This window comes from Paraburkholderia sp. D1E (assembly GCF_052682275.1).
This window is the reverse complement of the sequence record NZ_JBQYMB010000001.1, coordinates 9,064,732-9,085,246: the sequence shown is the minus strand read 5'-3', so window position 1 is coordinate 9,085,246 and position 20,515 is coordinate 9,064,732. Positions and strand designations below refer to the sequence as shown.

General features: G+C 60.5%; 15 protein-coding genes. 5 read left to right on the top strand and 10 right to left on the bottom strand.

Annotated features, from left to right (window positions below):
* Window positions 1-57: 57 nt before the first annotated feature.
* Window positions 58-1,890 carry a transposase gene (locus tag ACUN0E_RS40810; RefSeq protein WP_445570141.1) on the bottom strand — a complete coding sequence of 611 codons (1,833 nt, stop codon included), beginning with the start codon at window positions 1,888-1,890 and terminating at the stop codon, window positions 58-60.
* A gap of 128 nt (window positions 1,891-2,018) precedes the next feature.
* Complete coding sequence (locus ACUN0E_RS40805) at window positions 2,019-2,387, bottom strand: hypothetical protein (RefSeq protein ID WP_408215345.1); 369 nt, start codon at window positions 2,385-2,387, stop codon at window positions 2,019-2,021.
* A gap of 460 nt (window positions 2,388-2,847) precedes the next feature.
* On the opposite strand from ACUN0E_RS40805, the gene ACUN0E_RS40800 reads away from it, so the two are divergent.
* Complete coding sequence (locus tag ACUN0E_RS40800; protein WP_408236824.1) at window positions 2,848-3,609, top strand: phytanoyl-CoA dioxygenase family protein; 762 nt, start codon at window positions 2,848-2,850, stop codon at window positions 3,607-3,609.
* Window positions 3,610-3,670: 61 nt separating this feature from the next.
* Here the strand turns inward: ACUN0E_RS40800 and ACUN0E_RS40795 are convergent, their stop codons facing one another.
* Entirely contained in the window at window positions 3,671-3,877 is a 207-nt protein-coding gene (locus ACUN0E_RS40795) for a DUF3185 family protein (RefSeq protein ID WP_408236821.1), read from the bottom strand.
* Window positions 3,878-4,098: 221 nt separating this feature from the next.
* Between ACUN0E_RS40795 and mgrA the strand changes: the two genes are divergently transcribed.
* The gene (gene mgrA, locus ACUN0E_RS40790) at window positions 4,099-5,142 is read left to right on the top strand and encodes an L-glyceraldehyde 3-phosphate reductase (protein ID WP_408236818.1); all 1,044 of its coding nucleotides are present in this window, start codon (window positions 4,099-4,101) and stop codon (window positions 5,140-5,142) included.
* 218 nt (window positions 5,143-5,360) lie between these two features.
* On the opposite strand, the gene ACUN0E_RS40785 is transcribed toward mgrA, so the two are convergent.
* The 5 genes from ACUN0E_RS40785 to ACUN0E_RS40765 form a co-directional block, all read right to left on the bottom strand.
* Window positions 5,361-5,546, bottom strand: a complete 186-nt coding sequence (locus tag ACUN0E_RS40785; RefSeq protein WP_179707336.1) for a hypothetical protein — start codon at window positions 5,544-5,546, stop codon at window positions 5,361-5,363.
* A gap of 347 nt (window positions 5,547-5,893) precedes the next feature.
* The gene (locus ACUN0E_RS40780) at window positions 5,894-7,183 is read right to left on the bottom strand and encodes an MFS transporter (RefSeq protein ID WP_445570140.1); all 1,290 of its coding nucleotides are present in this window, start codon (window positions 7,181-7,183) and stop codon (window positions 5,894-5,896) included.
* Window positions 7,184-7,357: 174 nt separating this feature from the next.
* On the bottom strand, window positions 7,358-8,872 hold the full coding sequence (locus tag ACUN0E_RS40775; protein WP_445570139.1) for an efflux transporter outer membrane subunit: 1,515 nt from the start codon (window positions 8,870-8,872) through the stop codon (window positions 7,358-7,360).
* Window positions 8,869-10,167 carry an efflux RND transporter periplasmic adaptor subunit gene (locus ACUN0E_RS40770; protein WP_445570138.1) on the bottom strand — a complete coding sequence of 433 codons (1,299 nt, stop codon included), beginning with the start codon at window positions 10,165-10,167 and terminating at the stop codon, window positions 8,869-8,871. Before ACUN0E_RS40770 ends, ACUN0E_RS40775 begins: the two co-directional genes overlap by 4 nt.
* 76 nt (window positions 10,168-10,243) lie before the next feature.
* Window positions 10,244-13,426, bottom strand: coding sequence for an efflux RND transporter permease subunit (locus ACUN0E_RS40765; protein ID WP_445570137.1), 3,183 nt, complete (start codon window positions 13,424-13,426; stop codon window positions 10,244-10,246).
* Between the two features lie 415 nt (window positions 13,427-13,841).
* Between ACUN0E_RS40765 and ACUN0E_RS40760 the strand changes: the two genes are divergently transcribed.
* Window positions 13,842-14,054, top strand: a complete 213-nt coding sequence (locus ACUN0E_RS40760) for a hypothetical protein (RefSeq protein ID WP_035554043.1) — start codon at window positions 13,842-13,844, stop codon at window positions 14,052-14,054.
* 100 nt (window positions 14,055-14,154) lie between these two features.
* On the top strand, window positions 14,155-15,183 hold the full coding sequence (locus ACUN0E_RS40755) for a serine/threonine protein kinase (RefSeq protein WP_445570136.1): 1,029 nt from the start codon (window positions 14,155-14,157) through the stop codon (window positions 15,181-15,183).
* A gap of 149 nt (window positions 15,184-15,332) precedes the next feature.
* On the opposite strand, the gene ACUN0E_RS40750 is transcribed toward ACUN0E_RS40755, so the two are convergent.
* Window positions 15,333-17,234 carry a DUF3857 domain-containing transglutaminase family protein gene (locus tag ACUN0E_RS40750; RefSeq protein ID WP_408236801.1) on the bottom strand — a complete coding sequence of 634 codons (1,902 nt, stop codon included), beginning with the start codon at window positions 17,232-17,234 and terminating at the stop codon, window positions 15,333-15,335.
* Between the two features lie 330 nt (window positions 17,235-17,564).
* Between ACUN0E_RS40750 and ACUN0E_RS40745 the strand changes: the two genes are divergently transcribed.
* On the top strand, window positions 17,565-18,305 hold the full coding sequence (locus tag ACUN0E_RS40745) for a PepSY-associated TM helix domain-containing protein (RefSeq protein ID WP_445570135.1): 741 nt from the start codon (window positions 17,565-17,567) through the stop codon (window positions 18,303-18,305).
* A 241-nt stretch (window positions 18,306-18,546) separates the two neighbouring features.
* Here ACUN0E_RS40745 and ACUN0E_RS40740 read toward each other — a convergent pair.
* Window positions 18,547-20,096, bottom strand: a protein-coding gene (locus tag ACUN0E_RS40740) for an IS3 family transposase (RefSeq protein WP_445565976.1) whose coding sequence is annotated in 2 segments (ribosomal slippage) — window positions 18,547-19,622 and window positions 19,622-20,096 — 1,551 coding nt in all. Because the reading frame shifts where the segments join, the coding sequence is not laid out codon by codon here.
* Between the last annotated feature and the right edge of the window lie 419 nt (window positions 20,097-20,515).

Genomic DNA, 20,515 nt, shown 5'->3' with positions numbered 1-20,515 from the left:
GATTCGAAGACAGGGGCCGAAATCCCCTGTCTTTTTTATACAAAACGGCGCTTTTGTTTAAGAAAAGTAGAGAATTTCCTGCGGGTCCACCGGTCGCGTCGCCAAACCCAACCGCATCGCCGGCGTTTTCTTGTCTTTCCCTTTCACGCAGAAGTTGTAATACACCCGACAAACCTCAAGCTCCTTAGCCAGCATGGCGGGATTATATGCGGCATATCCGTACCACATGGCGCGCTTACGGCGCACACTCATAACCGGCCTTTCCGCCTTCGTGAGCCGACGACGCGTAATCATGAAAAATCGGTCGACAGCATGAAGTGACGCCTTCAACAGCAAACGTGCCTCATGATTTTCATCGTAATCACCCAGGTTAGTTTGCCAGCTAATCTCCTTTCCCGGTTCAGCAGCGGACGGTAAGGGATGGGTTACCCAGCTATCGCTCCACCGGCCAAGCTTAACAGCAGCCTTTACGTTTAACTTCATCATTTCGACCTTCGCCGAATATTCGTCGGTGATTCGATGTTTGGCCATAAATTCAATCAAATCCCGTTTCGCATTGGCCGAAGCATTCTTCTTCTCCCAAGCCGAGGCATCTTTTTTCATTTTCACAAAAAAGCCATCAGCAGTACGCGCCTTAATTCTTCCGGCATAGGCAGCCATAAAGGCAGCACGAAACCCTGAATCTTGGTCCATAAAAACGCGAACCTTGGGGGCGTTTTGCAGAAGCCGTGCCACAAAACGAAAATGCGCGTACATTGTGTAGGTTTCCCGCACTTGCATTCCCTGCTTCGGTAACTGGACCTTATTATCCTTAAAATCAGATTCTTCGATATCGGCTCGTGCATCCGCGTCGACGTATTCTGCTGCAATCTCATGTCGGAGGGCATTATTGAGATTGACTGGTGGCGCCATAATCGACGCCACCACGCGCTTCTGGGCGTCCGTCAGCGCCTCATCGTAGTCTCGTTTCACCCATAGCCGAGCAAAACGACGAAATGGCGGGGAGAGACTGGAGTCGCCTGCCGCAGCTGCCTCTTTCTCAATAACGTCCGAAATTACGGAGCCATCGAAGTTCAAATGCATGCCGAATACATAGCCGCTTTTTAAATCAGCGGTCGCGATTGCATTAAGCTGTATCTCGCGTCGGTCCTCATGGTCATACCAATTAACTGCGTAGTACTGGCGGTCCACCGAAACATACATTTTCGGCAAGACAAATGCGGGCTCCAGCATTTGAGATTCGCGACTTCCCACAAACAAACGGCATTGTTTATGAATAAATTCGAGTTTGTCGTAGACAGCCTTCACCGACAAGGTCGTCGCCTCGACTATGCGAGAAATCGGAACTCGATTGGTAATGAGCGTGAACACGTCCCTATTTTTCTCGGAGCGTCGCTGCCGAATAATCGCCTTCTGTTTTCCTATAAAAGTTTTTTTGCAAGACTGACAACGGTATCGAGGAGTCCCAGCTGATGTCTTTCCAAACGAAACATATTGGCCTCCAGCCTTCGATACTGGAATTCCGAACATCGAACAGTTTTCGTTCTTGCACGAACCCTCAATCACAGGCTTGACCAGATGGGAACTCAGGCGGTTATATTCCTCTGATATTGCGAGATTACTCCTGAGGGGTGATTTTTCACCGCAAAATGCGCATTTGATTTGCGGTAAGCCGCCCATCGCGGCATTCATTGTGTAATCCCCGGGCGTTGCAGGTGTGCCTTTTCGCCGATATGGCCGTATTGGCAACGCAGAGTGTCCAAAATTCGGGCATTGAGGAGACTTGCAATGGTTCACCTGAATCCCGGCCACCTCTTCGGGGATACGGGGCGGTGATGGAGGCTGTGAGCCAGTTTCAGCAGGCTCCTCGCCAGAAATTTTTTCAGACATAGCAATGCCCCACAAGTCCTTGACCTGTGGGGCATCATAGTGAATCAGGCCCCTTCCATCAACACGCTAAGTAAGGGGCAGGGGCGTAAGCCGGGCGGGGTTTTTTTATCGCCTTCGAAAGCGCTGTCTCACCGGCTCGCAAACGCGAACGCAAACCAGCCGGTGCTGCCGTTCGTCGACATACGGCGCGGGCGGCGGCTCGTGCTCTGGGGTGCGGCGACCGGCGCGTTGCGCGTAGCGGTGAGGCGCAGCGGCGTCGGTTTGCGCAGCAGCGTGCGCAGCGAAAAACGGCGCGAACTCCCTTGCAGGCGCAACGCGGAGAAAAAGGTGTGGAACCACGTGCGAATGCCGTCGACCGCTTTGGCTTCGCGCCACTGTTCGCCTAATGCGCGAGTGCGGGTGGCATGGTGACGCAGTGCACGCACGACATGGCGGCGTGCCGGACGCGCCGCTTTCAATGCGGCGCGGGTAAGACGGGTGCTCAGAAGAGTATGCATGGCTTCACAAGTAGGCAACGTGTCGCGCGACGGGGTGTGCGCCAGAAAGAGCACCAAATGTGCCAACGGCGGTGTCGCGATGGACGGCGCGAAAGCCCGGAATTCGATGGGAAAGGGCACGGAGGACGGCGGAGCCGGTCACAGCGGCGCATGCGCGCCGCACAAGTGCGGGAGTAGCGATCAACATGTGTGCAGGCTACACGCGATTCGTGACGTCAGAAAGTCGGTTTTTACCCTGCGAATACGGGTTTTTGCGGGGTAGAGCGGCGTGTACGCAGACGGGGTCGCGCCCTTTGCGGGCGATTACCGTGCGTGCTTGCCCTGACAGGGTGCCTTGCAAACCACCAAATCGCGTGAAAGTAGTGCGTAAGGCTTGGCTTCGTGAAAGGTGAAACAGCGCGCAGTCCGATCGCGCCCGTTTTACAATCGAGCATCAGTCAGTCGAAAGTAACGGAACACCATGTCACTTCACTCGAAGAAAGAGCAGATTCAAACGTTGCGGGAGCAAGGATTTGTCGTTGTGCCTGGATTGGTGTCGCCCGAGCGTTGCGGCGAGCTGAAGCGGATTGCGGAGCGGCAGTTGCAGGAAGCGGCGGCGCCGATCGAGTTCGAAGCGGACCTTCGCTATCCGGGCGCGCCGGAGTCAAAGTATGCGCCGGGCGGCCATACGGTTCGCCGGCTGCTGGATGCGTATGGGCGCGATTCGCATTTTGCGCAGTGGGCGATCGCGCCGGAAATTCGCGGCTGGATGGAGTTGTACTTCGGCGAGGAGCCGCGTTTATCGCGGGCGCATCACAATTGCATGATGACCAAGCACCCCGCTTATGGCAGCTTGACCGGCTGGCATCGTGACGTGAGGTATTGGTCGTTCGAGCGCGACGATCTGGTGTCGGTATGGCTCGCAGTCGGTTCGGAGACGGTCGATAACGGTGCGTTGTGGTTGGTGCCGAAGTCGCACAGCATTGCCTTCACTTCCGACCGGTTCGACGAGGCCAAATTTTTTCGTTCCGATCTGGAAGAGAATCAGGCATTGATTCGCACCGCGGTCTCGCCTGAGCTCAAAGCCGGGGACGTGGTGTTCTTTCATTGCAACACGCTGCATTCGGCGGGCAAGAACATCAGCGATCAGGTGAAATTTTCTTTGGTGTTTACCTATCACGGGGCGAGCAATGTGCCCCTGCCGGGATCCCGCTCGGCGGCTAAGCCTGAAATTGCTTTTTAGGCGCTTTGCCTTGCGCGGCGCTGACGTTCGTCAGTCTCGCGCCGCGTAGGCAACCAGCGCTCTACCGCCTGCGTCCGGAAACAGCCACGCCGGTCAGGCCGGCAATAGTGGCGATAGCGCCGGCCACGATCAGTATGATCGCCTTATTGGTCGGCGATCCGGTAAACACGCGAGACACCTCGCTGCTGACCGAGTTGAACGCCTGCCCGCCGAAATACAACAACACAATACCGCCGACAATCAGCGCGATTGAAATCGCCTTCGTCATGAAACTGCCCCCTCCAATAAGCTTTGATCGGCCAAAGTGTAGGGGAGCCGCAAGCAATCGTCCATCCCGCATACTGGGCGTCTGCAGGCATCACGCCGATTGGCTACCATAGCGGTCTGGTCTCACCCATACCTAAACAAAAAAACCTGCACACCTCCCGCAGCACGTGATCTCCTCACGCCCGTGATCGCCGGGTGACTTCAACATCAAGGACACTAGCAATGGCTTACGAAGCAGCTTCAGAACGCTATTCGGACATGCAATACCGCGTCTGCGGCAAGTCGGGTCTCAAACTGCCGGCGCTGTCGCTGGGCCTGTGGCACAACTTCGGCGACACCACGCCGATTTCCACGCAGCGCGATATCCTGCGCACGGCCTTCGATCTGGGCATCACTCACTTCGACCTTGCCAACAACTACGGCCCCCCGTACGGCAGCGCGGAAACCAACTTCGGCCGTCTCTTCAAAGACGACTTCAAGCCGTATCGCGACGAACTGCTGATCTCGTCGAAAGCGGGTTGGGACATGTGGCCGGGTCCATACGGGCAGGGCGGCGGCTCGCGCAAATATGTACTCGCGAGTCTCGATCAGAGCCTGCAGCGCATGGGTCTCGACTACGTCGACATCTTCTATTCGCATCGCTTTGATGCCGACACGCCGCTCGAAGAAACCGCCGGTGCATTGGCGAGCGCCGTGCAGCAAGGTAAAGCGCTGTACATCGGTATTTCGTCTTACTCGGCCACCAAGACGCTCGAAATGGCCAAGCTGCTTGCCGAATACAAGGTACCGCTGCTGATTCATCAGCCGGCGTACAACATGCTCAACCGCTGGATCGAACATGAACTGCTGGACACGCTCGAGAAAGTCGGCGCGGGCGCCATCGCGTTCACGCCGCTCGCGCAGGGCTTGCTCACCGGCAAGTATCTGAACGGCGTGCCGGAAGACGCGCGCGTCAACAAGCCGGGCGGCGGTTCGTTGAAGCAGGAGCATCTGAGCCCGCAAAACATCGATCATGTGCGCAAGCTCAACGACATCGCGCAGCGTCGCGGACAAAGCCTCGCGCAGATGGCGCTGGCCTGGGCGCTGCGCGATCCGCGTGTCACGTCCGTGCTGATCGGCGCTAGCCGCGCGGAGCAGGTGCGCGAAAACGTCGGTGCGTTGAAGAATCTCGCGTTCTCGAAGGAAGAGCTGGCGGAGATCGACCGCTACGCGACGGAAGGTGGCATTAACCTGTGGGAAAAACCGTCGACGGATCAGGCGATCTGATCGCGCTGAGTTTCAGGTCGTAGAGGCTCGCCGTAGAAACAGAAAAGCCGCTTGTGAGGCTAATACCGCTCAGTTAAAAAATTGAACGCTATTACACCCGCAGCGGCTTTTTTATTGACACAATTCAAGCGCACGCACTTCCCACCCAGTGGCCGAAGCGACTGCTTTCAGTCAACAAACCATCGGCGAAGCGACCAGGCCGTCTCCGCCGGACCCCGCTACACCAGCGCCGGCAAGCCTTCGACCAGCACGACCGCGAACACTACGCCGATAAGCGCGCCAAGCACGCGTAGCACGTTGTGCCGAAATTCCGTCTTGCAGGGGAGCGCGCCGACAAACAGAGCGCCGGCCAGCGCCATCGGAATGACCAGAATGAAATCGCCGATCGTGAAATAGGTCGTCATACCCGTCTCCTTATGTAGTACAGGCGAGGACAGTGGCTCGATTTCTGGAGTCATACACTGCCGCGCTCGATTCGAGTATAGGCGACGCTTAGATCAACATAACAACGCTTTGGGGCGCTGCAGCGCGTCTTTGCAGACCGCTGAACCCAATGCTGCAAGGGCGGTGGAGATTGGCGCATCGCAGCAAAAATGCCCTTGAAAATGAAGTATTTGCTTACACAGGCCTTACTTTTAAGTCTGATCGATGCATCGCGGATTGTTCTCCTAACGCAAGGCACGCGGATATCAGCATGGGTTCCGTGCTGCGTCCAACTTCAGTTTCCCCGAAGCCGATCAGCAACGCGCCCTCATACGGCGGTCTGTTCGCGCTGACGCAAGCGCATGGCCGCAACGATACCGATGACGAGTAGCATGCCGACCAGTCCGGCGACACCATTCCAGCCATAACCGGCCCACACTTGCCCGCCGTAAGAGCCGACCACGCTCGAGCCGACGTAGTACGCGAGCAGATACAGCGCCGCCGCCTGCCCCTTGGCTTCTTTCGCGAGGCGCCCGACCCAGCCGCTTGCCACCGAGTGTCCGGCGAAGAAACCGAACGTCACGCACGCGATCCCGGTTGCTATTGCCGCGATCGGATGCAGCATCGTGAGAGCGAGCCCGAGCATCATCAGTAGCAGGCTGGCGGTCAGCACGCGCGCCCGGCCGAAGGTGTCGGCCATGCGGCCCGACCACGGCGAAGCGACCACGCCCGTCAGATAGACGACGAAAATCGCGCCGATCTCCGTCTGATTCAACAGGTAAGGCGGTGCGAGCAGCCGGTAACCGATGTAGTTGTACAGCGTGACGAAGCTGCCCATCAGCACGAAGCCGAGCAGAAACAGCAGAGGCAGACCGGGTCGCGTGAACTGCTTCAGCAGTGCACTGCGGTGATGTGTAAAGCCGAGCCCGCGACGCGGGACGAAATGGCGCGACGGCGGCAGCAACGCGCGAAACGCGAGCATCGAGAGAATGCCGAGCACGCCGATCGTGCCGATTGCCACGCGCCACGAAAACAGATCCGCGACGACGCCGGTAATCACGCGCCCGGCCATCCCGCCGATCGCCGTGCCGCCGACATACAGCCCCATCGCCAGACCCAGTCCGTCGGGGTGCACTTCTTCCGCTAGGTACGCCATCGCGACGGCGGGCACGCCACCGAGCGCGAGTCCTTCGAGCGTGCGCAACACGAGCAGTTGATGCCAGTGCGGCGCGATCGACACGCCGATCGTCAACAGCGCCGACAGCGTGAGCGACGCAGTCATCAGTTTGTGCCGGCTCCAGCCTTCCGAGACGAAGCCGGCCATGAAGATGGCGAGCGCGAGCGCAGCGGTAGTCAGCGAGAGTGACAAGCTGCTCTGTGCCGGCGTCACGTTGAACGCCGTAGAGAACGCGGGCAGCAATGGCTGGACGCAATACAGCAGTGAGAAGGTGGCGTACCCCGCGAACAGCAGCGCAATGCTGGCGCGCCAATAGGCACGCGTGCCGCGTTCGAGATAGGGAATGTCGCCGACGGGAGGCATAGCAGCGGAGGTGAAAGAAGCGGATGACGCAGGAACAGCTGAAGCAGCAGTCCGGTGGGATTCCGGCGATGCGGTCACGAAAAAATCTCCTTGGGGAGCGCAAAGTACTCAAAGGAGTTAAGGATACGCTGAAAAGGCTTGGCGGGTGGCTGCGATGCGCAGCGAGGTGCTGTCACGACGTGCACAGACGGCATGCTCGTCGCGGTTTTCGGATCCATTTGCGGATGACCTTCACGCGCCGAACGCTCACCGCTAACCATGCGCCGCAGCCTCGCTCGCCGGTGTTGCGGGATGCACGATCTGTTCGTCAGTCGGCAGTGAAGACACGTCCCAACCACCGCCCAATGCCTTGATCAATGCGACGCTCGCAGCCATCCGGCGGCGCGCGATCGACACAGCATTCCGTTCGTTGGTAAGCGCGGTGGTTTGCGCGACCACGACATCGAGATACGTGATCGCGCCGTTCTTATAGCGGTTCGACACGACAGACAGCGAACGCTGCGCAGCGGCCACGGCGTCGTCCTGGGCGGCGGCTTCCTGTTCCAGCACGCGCAATGCGGCGAGATTGTCTTCGACCTGGCCGAACGCGGTCAGCACTGTTTGGCGGTACTGCGCGACGCTTTCGTCATAGTGCGCGCGGGCCTGCTCTTTCACCGACGCACGTCCGCCAAAGTCGAGCAGCGTGCCGGCCAGTGCCGGCCCGAGCGACCACAGACGGCTCGGCGCCAGCAGCCATTGGCTGTAGTTGGTCGCTTCGAGCCCACCCGTCACCGACAAAATCAGGCTCGGAAAGAACGCTGCCGTCGCCACGCCAATCTGCGCGTTCATATCGGCAACGTGCCGCTCTGCTGACGCGATATCGGGCCTTCGTTCGAGCAATGCGGATGGCACGCCCGCAGCCGCGACCACCGGTACTGCGGCGAGCGGCGCAACCGGCAGCGAAAATGTCGAAGGTGTCTGGCCGACCAGGATCGCGATCGCGTGTTCGAGTTGCGCGCGCTGCACGCCGAGGTCGAGCGCTTGCGCCTGCGTGGTTTTCAACTGCGTCTGCGCCTGCGCGACATCGGCGTCCGTAGCGATGCCGCCGGCGTAGCGGTGTTGCGTCAGATCGAGCGCTTCCTCGTAGGCCCTGATCGTGTCGTCGAGAAGTTGGCGCTCCTGATCGAGACCGCGGAGTTCGAAGTAGTCGGTTGCCAGTTCGGCCTGCATCGAGAGGAGCGCGGCCTGCACGTCGGCGGCGCTGGCCTGTGCCTCGGCTTTCGCCCCTTCGACGCTACGCGATACGCGCCCCCACAAGTCCGGTTCCCACGATGCGTCGGCTTGCACGAGGTAATCGTTCAGCGTGAGACCGGCGGTCGATTTGTGCAGAACATTCTCCGATGTCCGCGCGCGTGAATAATCGCCATTCGCAGTGACCACAGGAAAAAAGTTCGAGCGATACTGCGCGACTGTCGCGCGGGCGGCGTGAAAGCGTGCCTCGGCGGCCTGCACGTTCTGATTCGCGCTGGCGACCTGCAACTCGAGTGCATCGAGCGACGGGTCTACGTAGACGTTCCACCACGCGCCGCGCGAGAGGGTGTCGGCGGGTTGCGCGGGCTTCCATCCGGTGCCCTCGAGTTCCTTATAGGTCGCGGCGGTGGTGGCCGGTGGCTTGACGTAGTCGGGGCCCACGGTGCAGGCAGTGAGCGTGTACGCCAGCGTTGCGGCAAGCAACGAGGCACGCGTGACCCGCTGCGCGAAACGGCGACGGAATACCGGTGTGTTCACAGTGCGTCCCTCACCGCTTGCAGACTGGTGACGTGCGCAGCAGGCGCGCTAGCCGCGGCTGCGCCGGAAGCGCCTGCCGCACCGTCGCCACCCGCCGCGGCACCCGAAGCGCCCGTTGCTTTGCCCGGCACGATCCGCACCGGCGCACCATCCACGATTGAATCCTGCGGATTCAGAATCACCTGTTCATCGCCTTGCAAACCGGATGCGATTGCCACGCGCGTGCCAAAGTCCGTTCCGAGCGAAACCGGCAGCAGCTTCACTTTGTGCTGGGGATCCACCGTCGCCACTTTTACGCCGTCGGGGCGAAACAACAACGCGTTGCCGGGCAGCGTAAACGATGCGGCGCCCGCGCCCAACGCGAAATGTACCTGCGCGTACGCGCCCGGCAGCAGATCGCCATTGCGATTGTCGACATCGACTTCCACGAGCATGGTTCGTTGTTGTGGATCGACGGCGCCCGCGGTGCGTGCCACGGTCCCTGGGTAATGTTTGGACGGCGTCTCGGTCAGCGTCAGAAACGCCGTCTGCTGCGCGTGAACTTGTTGAGCGTAGGCCTGCGGCACGTTCACATACACGCGCAATCTGTCCGCCTGCGCAACGTGAAACAGTTCCTTCGCCGGGCCGCCGGAACTGCCCGCATCGATCAACGCACCCACGTCGACATTGCGTGCCGTCACGATGCCGTCGAACGGTGCGTAGACCTTCTGGAACGATTGTGTTTTCTCGAGGCGCGCCACGTTGAAGCGTGCGGCATCCAGCGTGCCTTTCTTTGCGAGCATGTCGCCGACCTTCTCGTCGGTTTCCTGCTTCGAGACGGATTTGCTTTTCAGCATCTCGGTCCAGCGGTCGGCCGTGCTTTTCGCGAGCCCATAGTTGGCGTCGGCATTCGCCAGATCGGCGCGGGCGGCGCGCAGTTGATCGTCCACTTCGGGGGTGTCGATTTCCGCGAGCAACTGGCCGTTCTTTACGTGCGCGCCGATGTCCGCGTACCACTTCTTCAGGTAGCCGTTGGTGCGAGCGTAAATCGGTGTGTCGAGAAACGCCTGCACGTTGCCGGGCAGCACGAGGTCAAGTCCCGCCGTCGACTTCTGCGGATGCACGACTTCGACGCTCGTCTGGCTTGCGTGCCCGGCGTCGCGCTCGAGTGCCGCATGCGCGTCATGGCGCGACCAGATGCCTTGCGCCGCGAGCAGAACGACGACCACAACCACCACCACGATGACCCAGCGCGTGCGCGTTCCCTTCGACGGATTGAGTGCAGTGCTGGACCCGTCTGGACGTTTTCCTTCCATCAACCTTCCCCTGTCAGATTGGCTGGGCAGTCGAGGCTGCCTCTTGTGCTTCGTGTTGTTTGTTGTGCGCTGTACATCATGGCTTTTGCACCACATGCTCAGCTGCCCGCTGGCGCCGCGCCGCGAGCCGTCGGTAGATCATCGAAAACACTACCGGCACGAAGATCAGCGTAGCCAGGGTGCCGACAGTCAGCCCGCCGATCACCGCGCGCCCAAGCGGCGCATTCTGCTCGCCGCCTTCGCCGAGGCCGATTGCCATCGGCACCATGCCGATCACCATCGCGAGCGCCGTCATCAGCACTGGACGGAAGCGCGTGAAGCCCGCTTCGATCGCCGCGCGCGTCGCATCGCCGTGTTCGAGCAGTTGTTCGCGTGCAAAGCTGATCACGAGGATCGAGTTCGCGGTGGCGATACCGATACACATGATCGCACCCGTTAGCGCTGGAATCGACAGTGTGGTGTGCGTGAGAAACAGCATCCATACGATGCCCGCCAACGCGCCTGGCAGCGCCGTGATGATAATGAACGGATCGAGCCACGACTGGAAATTCACCACGATCAGCAGATACACCAGCAGGATTGCGAACACGAGACCGGCGAACAGACCCGAGAACGAATCGTTCATTGTCTGCACCTGGCCGCGCACCTCGATGGTCGAGCTTTTGGGGAGATCGGCCTTGGCGTCGTCGATGATCTTGCTGATGTCGTCCGACACGCCGCCAAGATCGCGGCCGTCGGCGGTGCCGAAGATGTCGATGGTGGTTTGCGCGTTGTAGTGTGTGAGCACGGCGTTGCCCGCTTCGCGTTTCATCGTGGCAAGCGAGCCGAGAATATTGCTGCGGCCATTCGCATTGAGCGGAATGTTCGCGAGCGATTGCAGCGAATCGATCGTGTATTGCGGCGCTTCCGTGATCACGTTGTAGCTGACGCCGTTGCGCGGATTGAGCCAGAACGTCGGCGTGGTCTGCTGGCTGCCGGACAGCGTAATCAGCAGATTGCTCGCGATGTCGCGTTGCGAGAATCCTGCCTGTTGTGCGCGCGTGCGGTCCACGTCGATAAAGATGCGCGGCAAATCGGCGGGCTGCTGGATGCGCGCATCGGCAAGACCGGGCACCGTGCGCAGCCGGTTCAGCAACTGCGCGGCGAAGGCGCGATTACCGGCTACGTCGCGCCCGACGATCTGAATGTCGATCGGCGAGGGCATGCCGAAGTTGAGCGTCTGGCTGACGATATCCGCAGGCAGGAAGGCGAATTGCACACCGGGGAATTCATCGGTGAGCGTCCGGCGCAGGGTGCGTACGTAGTCCGCACTCGGATGATGATCGGGATTCAGCGTGATGAGTATGTCTGAATCCGAGGTGCCGATCGTGCCGGTGTTGCTATACGAGAGGTTGATACCGGAGACCGGCAGGCCGATATTGTCGATGAGCGAGTGCAACTCTGTGGCCGGTATCAACTGACGAATCCGCGTGTCGACGCGATCGGTCACCACTGCGGTTTCCTCGACCCGCATGCCGGTTTTGGCGCGCAGATGCAACGCGATGGTGCCTGCATCGACTTGCGGGAAAAAGTCGCGGCCGAGAAACGGCATCAACAGCATCGACGCGCCACAGCAAACGAGAAACAGCGTCACGAACAGGCCCGGCCGCGCAACCCGCGCTTCGAGAAACACACGATAGTGCTCGCGAAAACGCGAGAAGCCACGCTCGAAGGAATAGTGCACGCGCATGAACGGATTACGCGTTTGCCCGGCTGCGTGATGCAGGTCCGCCGGTTTATGGTGATGGCGCAGCAGATACTTCGCGAGCGTGGGCACGAGCGTACGCGAGAAGAAATATGAGGCCAGCATCGCGAACACCACCGCTTCGGCGAGTGGAATGAAGAGATAGTGCGCGACGCCTGTCAGCAGAAACATCGGCACGAACACGATGCAAATGGATAGCGTCGAGACCAGCGTCGGGATCGCGATCTGATGTGCGCCGTCGAGAATCGCCTGTTCGAGCGTCTTGCCTTGCTCGAGTTGATGACTGATGTTTTCGATCGCCACGGTCGCGTCGTCGACCAGAATACCGACCGCGAGCGCGAGGCCACCGAGCGTCATGATGTTGATGGTTTCACCGAGCATCGACAGGGCAATGATCGAGGTGAGCATCGACAGCGGAATGGACACGGCGATGATCAACGTGGCGCGCCAGTTGCCGAGGAACAGCAGAATCATCAGCCCGGTGAGGCATGCGGCAATCAGCGCTTCACGCAGCACACCTTGCACGGAAGCGCGCACGAACAGCGACTGATCGGCGACCGGATCGATATTCAGCGAAGCGGGCACGAGATTGCGCAACGTGGGCATCATCTTCTTGATACGGTCCACGATTTCGAGCGTGGACGTGTTGCCACTTTTGTTGATAGTCAGCAAGGCGGCGCGCTGTCCGTTCACGCGAACGATATTGGTTTGCGGCTGGAAACCGTCGCGCACATGGGCGACGTCGCGGATATAAACCGTGCCGTTGGCGGTGGACTTGATCGGAATGTTATTGAGGCCGGCGAGCGAATCCGGACTGCCGTTCATCTCCACCGAATATTCGGTCGAACCGATTTTAGCGGTGCCCGAGGGCAAGATCAGATTCTGCGCGGTGACCGCGTTGACCACGTCCATCGGCGACAGGTTGCGCTCCTGCAGCTTGCGCGAATCGATATCGACCATGATTTGCCGCTGCTTGCCGCCATACGGCAAAGGCGCGGAGGCGCCCGGCACGGTGGCCAGTTGCGTCTTCAGGAAGTTGTTGCCGAAGTCGAACAGCTCCTGCTCGGTGAGCGAAGCGGACGACAGCGCGAGGCGCAGGATCGGCACCGTCGACGCGTTGTAGCGCAGGATATTCGGCGGCGTGATGCCAGGCGGCAGCGAGCGCAATTGCGTCTGTGACAGCGCGGTGACTTCGGCGAGCGCTTCATCAATGTTCGCGTGCGGCTGAAAAAAGATCTTCACGACGGCGATCCCGTTCAGCGAAGTCGACTCCGTGTGCTCGATATCATTGACCGCGGTTGACAGCCCCCGCTCGTAGTTGAGCACGATGCGCTTTTCCATTTCATCGGCGGGCAGGCCGTTGTACGACCAGATCACCGACAGCACCGGAATGTCGATATTGGGGAAAATGTCGGTCGGCGTGCGCAGGATCGTCAACGGACCGACGATCAGCAAAAGCAGGGCCAGCACGATGAAGGTATAGGGGCGCCGCAGCGCCAGGCGAACGATCCACATGGTTAGTGAGGTTGATGAAAGCCGGGGCCGCCGGCGCGGCACGCACAGCGGTTATGACGCGTGCCGCGCCGGCGGACGGCGGGCACAATAGGCGGATTGAGCGGGTTGTTCTGGCGGTGCATGATTTTGATATATCGCCCCAGCTGGGTTTATGATGGTCTCGTTACGACGCTGTACGCCCAGATCATCGGTCCGGCGCGCTGTAATGGGAATAGGGCGAAACGACGGGTAAACAGCCTTGAGTTCGCGCTTTCCATGGCCCCGCAAAACGGGAACAATGACTCGAACCTCTCACGCGTCTTACGCGCAGCAGATTGGGTGCGTACGCAACGTTATCGGCGAAGCGGCGCTTTTATCATCACCTTGACCGGCGCGGAAACCATAAAGCCGGCTATGGGAGAAACGGGGAAACATCATGCAAATCGGTTCCATTGTCCGATCGGTGCATATCGCGGTGCCGCAGGGCGCACGCGGGATCGTCATGCGCATTCTCGGCGACATGGCTATGGTGGCCTGGTATGCCGGCGAGCCCGGCACGTCGGAACATCTGAATACTGAACCCTTTTTCCTTGAAGATCTGATCGATACGGGCGAGCAGGTGCGCCCGTCGAGCGCGCAGGTGCATTGACGCTGGTTTGAGTCCGTTTCATGGCGGTTGCAGGTGGCAGTAAGCCGCAAGGTGAGCCGGCGCCCTCGTCTTTGACGGCGGCGCGGCGCACAATGCGGGCATGAACGACGACAATCTCGACCCACAGGACGGCGCCGATAGCGCCGTACCTTTCGCCCGGCTCAAGCCGGAAATCGTGCTCGACGCGCTCGACAGCGTGCTCAGCAGTGTCGGTGTGTACACCGACGGTCGCATGCTGCCGCTCAACAGCTACGAGAACCGCGTGTACCAGGTGGGCGTGGAAGACGGCCCGCCCGTGGTCGCCAAGTTCTACCGTCCCGAGCGCTGGAGCGACGCCGCCATTCTCGAAGAACACGCCTTTGTCGCCGACCTCGCCGCGCGCGAGATTCCGGCGGTACCCGCACGTGTTTTCGAAGGCCGCACGCTGCATACCTTCGACGGTTTCCGTTTCTCGATCTTTGAGCGCCGAGGCGGCCGCGCACCCGATCTGGACCGGCGCGATACGCTTGAATGGCTGGGGCGTTTTATCGGCCGCATCCATGCGGTTGGGCAAACGCAAAACTACACTGAGCGTCCCACGCTCGACATCAACACGTTTGGCTACGAGCCGCGCGATTTCCTGCTGTCGCAACGCTTCTTGCCTGACGACGTGCGTACCGCGTGGGAAACCGTTGTGAATCTCGCGCTCGAAGGTGTTGAACGCGCGTTCGAGCGCGCCGGCGAAATTCGCATGCTGCGAATGCACGGCGATTGTCATCCGAGCAATGTGTTGTGGACCGACGCCGGCCCGCATTTCGTCGACTTCGACGATAGCCGCATGGGTCCGGCGGTGCAGGACTTATGGCTGCTGCTGCCGGGCGACCGCGCTGAGGCTTCGCGTGCGCTGGCGGATCTGCTCGCCGGCTACGAAGACTTTTGCGACTTCGAGCCGCGCGAACTGTACCTCGTCGAAGCGTTGCGCACGCTGCGGCTGATTCACTACCAGGCGTGGCTCGCGCGCCGCTGGGACGACCCGGCGTTTCCAGCGGCTTTCCCGTGGTTCAACACGCAGCGCTATTGGGAAGACCGCATCCTCGAATTGCGCGAGCAGCTCGGCGCCATGCAGGAAGGACCGCTCTGGCCGGTTTGAGCGGTAGCTGCTCCGATGGAGCAGGAGATGATGCGGTGGCGGACATGCGGCGGCAAGTCATTGCCGCAGACCGCGGACGGGGCAGTCCTGGCGCATTGCGTCGGTGCGCGCGGGGTGGCGCACCCGTTGCCCCAGGCGTCCTTGACGTCCTACGGTGCCTGCGATGCCACGCTCGACGATTCCACCAGTGTCGATTTGACGATTACTTCGGCGCGCACGTCGCGCCCGATCGTTTCGATCGCGGGACGCATCTGCGCGAAATCGTCGGGCGTGCAGACTTCGCTGTCGAAGTGGGTTGCGCCGTCGCGCGTCATCGTCACGACGTTGCTGAGCGGATCAAACGTGTACTGCGACTGAAAATCGACGAAGCGGTCCTGGGTTCGTTTCGCTTCCGGCATGTCGAGCACGCGGAAATTCGCGGGCAACTCAATGCGCGCCCGTTCATGCAACGTCAGGTTATGGCAGACGAATGGTTGCGTGCGCTGCCGTTCGCCGAGCCAATAGCGGATGTCCGCCGCGAAGCCGCCGGCCAGACTCGTCAGCGCCGGAATCGATGCTGCTGAGCCCGGCACCACGAGACTTTCGAGTGTGCCCTTCATCGTGATCGTCAGCGGACCGTCGGCAACGGTGAGGTCGCTGGTGGTCAGCGTAGCGGTGCCGCGCAGGTTGGCGCTGCGCAATTCCGCCTGGATCGAGTCCTCGCGTTGTGCGGGCGTCTGCGTGCGCAACATCGCGCGCGCCTGTTCGGCCGAGGCGCCCGACGCTTCCAGCCGATAGGTGAAGCTCGCCGAGCCATCCGGCTCGACCTTGATCGACAGGTCGGTGCTGCGCGTCATCAACTCGGTGGCCGGCGTTTGCGCGACCACGCCCTGATTGACGAGCACCGTGGGCCGGTTCATATCGGACGACGGCAGAAAGCCGAATTCGACATTCGATGCCGTCGAGTCAGCGTATTGCTGCAAATCCGGCAGCCACGTGATGGCGTGATTGATGACGCCGTAGCCCGGCACGCTGGGCAGCGTATAGATCGAGCCGCTGCTGATCAGGACTGGCTCGTTGCGGACACCGACCGCGTCGAGTAGCGCACCATATAGCGCCACGTGATCCTTGCAGTCGCCGTAGCGGTTCGCGAGGATCTCGCTTGCGCTGTGCGGTACCACCGAGCCGCGCCCGACATAGATCGCCACATAGCGGACGTTGCGGCGCACCCAGTCGTACAGCGTCTTGGCTTTGTCACGCGGCGTCCGGTCATGTGCCGTGAGGTTTTGCGCGAGACGTGTGACGGCGGCGTCGTGCGCGTTCGGGTCGGCGGCGGATGCCTTGTAGCTGGCGGCGAAAGCGGCGTAGTCCGGAAAGGTCGAGACCATCAACCGGTCGCCATATGACACGTAGGCAATCGAGCCGCGCTCCAGCCGGCTGAAATGCGCCTTGTCGTAACGATATTCGTAGCGTGTGCGGCCGTTGTGCGTCACCGGTTGCAGCGTCGTGAACCCGCGCGCATCGGCATAGAGCGGTTTGTCGGCGGGCAGGTCGTAGATGAGGTGGAAGTTGTGAGTCGGTGCGAGATCGGGCGGCGTGAAGTCACTGAACTCACCCGGCACGATTGGTTGCTTTTGCGTCTTGCGATAGGTGAGGTGCACGCGCGCGCCAGGTTCGACGGCGGGGAACACGATCACCTTTTCCTGGATGTCCTGAAACATCGGTGCGTCGAACGAGCGGGCTTCCTGAACGTCGCGGATCTGCTCGGGCTGTACGTCGTGACGGACGCCGTCGGCGGTGGTCGTATACGCCTCGATGATCTGCACGTCCGCCATATTGCGGTTGAACCAGACATATTGCTGCGCCACCCGTGCGACGCCTGCTTCGTTGTTCACCCGCAGCGTCATTGAATCGAGCTTGGAGAAGGAGCCGTCGGCGTTGACGGTGAAGGTCTGGGTTTCGCCTTCGTTGGTATAGGGATCGTCCAGTTTGGCCGCGATGCTCGCGTCCGCTGCGTGGATGCCGGCAAGCCAGCCGAGAGAGGCAAGACAGACCAAAGAGGCGAGGCGCATGGCAGGCAGGTATCCGAACGGCAACGTTGACGGGATCGCCAGCTAGAGTCGGTTTGCGCCGCCTGGATGTCAAGCAGATGTCACGCATTGCGATTGAGCAAATGCCCTAATTGTGTAATGATAGCCATTCTCAATTGAAAGGCATCGCCAGCTTTCTGTCACATTTCTCCTCCTCTGTGACTGCCAGCCAGCCTCTCAGCCGGACGGCCTGGACCGCAAGCCGGGTTTGTCCGGCCCTTCCTTTCGAACTTTCCTTTACTGCCGGTATGAGCGAGTGCCACGTCATCGCCCGTCGGCGAGGGTTTAACTTGCTGCGCCTGGAGCCTGGATGTGAACGCGCCTGATTCGATCGATATGAAACCTGCTGCAGGTGGTGGAACGCAATACGCCGCTCATACGGCGGAGCGTGGTCATCATCTGATGGATGGCGCCGAACAGGCGGCGCGGCGTCGGCGTTCACGGCGGGCGAATTTCATCAAGTGGTTGCGCAAGGTGCACGGATGGGTTGGCCTGTGGGGCGCGGTGCTTGGGCTGATGTTTGGCGCGACGGGTTTTTTGCTGAACCATCGGGGCGGACCGTTAAAGGTCTCGTCGGGTGAGCCGCAGGTCGAGCAGATGCAGATTTCCGTGCCGCAAGGGAAGTTGAAGTCGCCGATGGATATGGCGAAATGGATCAAGGACGAGTTAAAGATCGACGGCAAGCCGGGGCGGGTGAAGCGCGAGCCGGCGCATCCGGTGGCGTGGGGCGATCGCAGCACGATGCAGCCGGAATTCTGGCAAGTCGGGATTTTTGGGCCGACTCAGAATGTGCAGGCCGAGTACTGGGTTGGGAATGGGTTTGTTGCGGTGAAACGCACGCAGAATTCGTTTCTCACGACGATGAATAATTTGCATCGTGGTGTGGGGTTGAGTGTTGGGTGGGTTTTGTTGATTGATACGATTGCTGGCGGAATGATTTTGTTGTCGTTGACGGGTGTCCTGCTGTGGACTGAGTTGAATAAGCGGCGTGTTGTGGGTGTGGTGCTGGTTGGCGGCTCGGTGGTTGCCGCCGTGGTTTGTGGGTTAATGTGATTTGGGTTTTTTTTGCCTTTTCGGCGCGTATGTATGCCTGCGGCGCTTGGTGTTTGGTTGCCTGTGGCGGTGGGATTTTCTTGATTTGTTTGCCTTCGCGGCGCTTATTGTCTGATTGCCTACGGCGTTGGCCTTTCCTTGAATTGTTCTTGGTCTATTAGCGTTCGCCCCTGTGCGGGGCAGGCACCTACTTTTCTTTGCCTGCTGCCGGTGTGTGTCAAGGTAGTTGTCGCATGAACCGTTACGCTGCGTGCTTATACATTTTGGCCGACGCGTGAGTTCGCTCCGGGTTCAGATAGACCGAGTCTGCCAGGTGCCAGTTGCGGATGGCACCTGACCAGCGTGCGGGGTTCTGCCTGCGCGCGTCTTCGTACAGCGCACACCGGCGGGCCAGCAGATCGTTGGCTTCGCCGCGATGCCGTTGCCCCGGACTGACATACTTCAGGCCGCTGTGACAGTGCTCTTCGTTGTACCACTGGACGAAGCGCTGCACCCATGCGCGGGCCGCCTCCAGCGTGTCGAACGGCTGCTCAGGCCATAACGGGCAGTACTTGGCCGTACGGAACAGTGACTCGGCAAAGGCGTTGTCGTTGCTCACACGCGGCCGGCTGAACGAAGGCTGCACGCCCAGATCGATCATGGCCGCGCGCATCGTGGCGCCTTTCATTGCACTGCCGTTATCCGAGTGCAGCACCAGCGGACGCCCGGCGATACCTTCACGCAAACATCCCTTGTTCAGCAACTCGCTCGCGTGCTCAGCCGACTCCTGCTCCCACACCTCGTTCATCACCAGTTTGCGGCTGTAGATGTCCTTCATCATGTACCAGTAAAAGTACCGGCCCCTGACCGTGCCCGGCATCCACGTGATATCCCAGCACCACACCTGGTTCGGACCATCGGCACAATGCGTCGTAAGCGTGCGTCGTTGCGGCGCCCGGGCCCGACCTCGGCGCTGGCCCTGTCCTGCTGCTTTCAGGATCCGGTAGAACGTCGATTCGCAAGCCAGATAAATCCCTTCATCCGCCAGCTTCGGCACGATCTGGTGCGGCGTCAGACTCGCGTAGCCCGGACGGTTGGCCGCATCAAGCACGGCCTGACGTTCTGCCTCACTCAGCCTGTTGGGCGGCGCTGCACGCTTCACCTGAGCGCGCCCGTCCTGCGGCGACAGGCGCCAGCGCTGGACGCTGCGCACGCTGAGTCCCAACTGCTCGCATGCACGCGCACGGCGTGCCCCCTGCTGTACGGCTTCATCGATCAGCTGCATGGCTTCCTCACGATCCGGGCGGCTGATCAGTCGTCCTCTTCCTTGCCCCAGATCGCTTCGGCTTTTTTTCGCAGGTTCAGCAATGCCGCCGCCTCCGCACGGGCCGCGTCAGCGCGTTTGAGCTGGCGCTCCAGTTCACGGATGCGCTTTTGCGCAGCCTTCGCCTCGTTGCGCCGGGCCGCCGTGGGCTTCGTTTCAGGCACCGCGTTGGCCTGCTCGCACGCCTCGCGCCACTGCCGGATCTGCTCCGGATAAATGCCTTTACTGCGGCAGTATTGTGAGGTCTCGATCTCGTTGAGCGACGCCGTCTCCAGCACCGCCCTGAACTTCCCGGCGCTTGACCACTGATCGCCCGTTTTGCCATTGCCCGGCATGAATTTCCCTGTATCTCTTGCATGCTGCCGCCAGGTCCGCAGCGTCACCGTGGTGATGCCCGTCGCCCCCGCCAGCTCGATGACCGCACGATTGAACGGCGGCATCATCTGCTGGATTACCCACTCCCGGGTTTCCGCTGAATAGCGTTTCATCTTCCATTCGCTGTCCGCCCCCCATCTTTACATCAATCGGTTCGGGTGAGGCGACAACTAGCCTGACATGGAGGGCTGCAAAGAAAAGAAAGCAGCTCACACCGCTAATTCTTAAGCGGGTCCCCCGGTCTGGAAGGGGCAGTGGTACATCTGGAATCTGTGTTCCCGCACATTCGGCGTGAGTGACAAGGCCGTCATGCTTCCGGCGGCGCTGCGCGCGCCGACGCGTACTTCCTGGAACTATCTGATCGTTTTTGCGCGCGCCTCATTCGACGCCGCAGCTTGCCGTTGCATCCCGGCATTCCTGTAATGCGGTAGCGCATTCACACCTGCATGCGCTACCGCGACTTGTCGGCCGCGCGGGGCACCGACCGGCATTTCCGAACGAGATATATTTTTCGCACCTCGCAGAGGCAAAG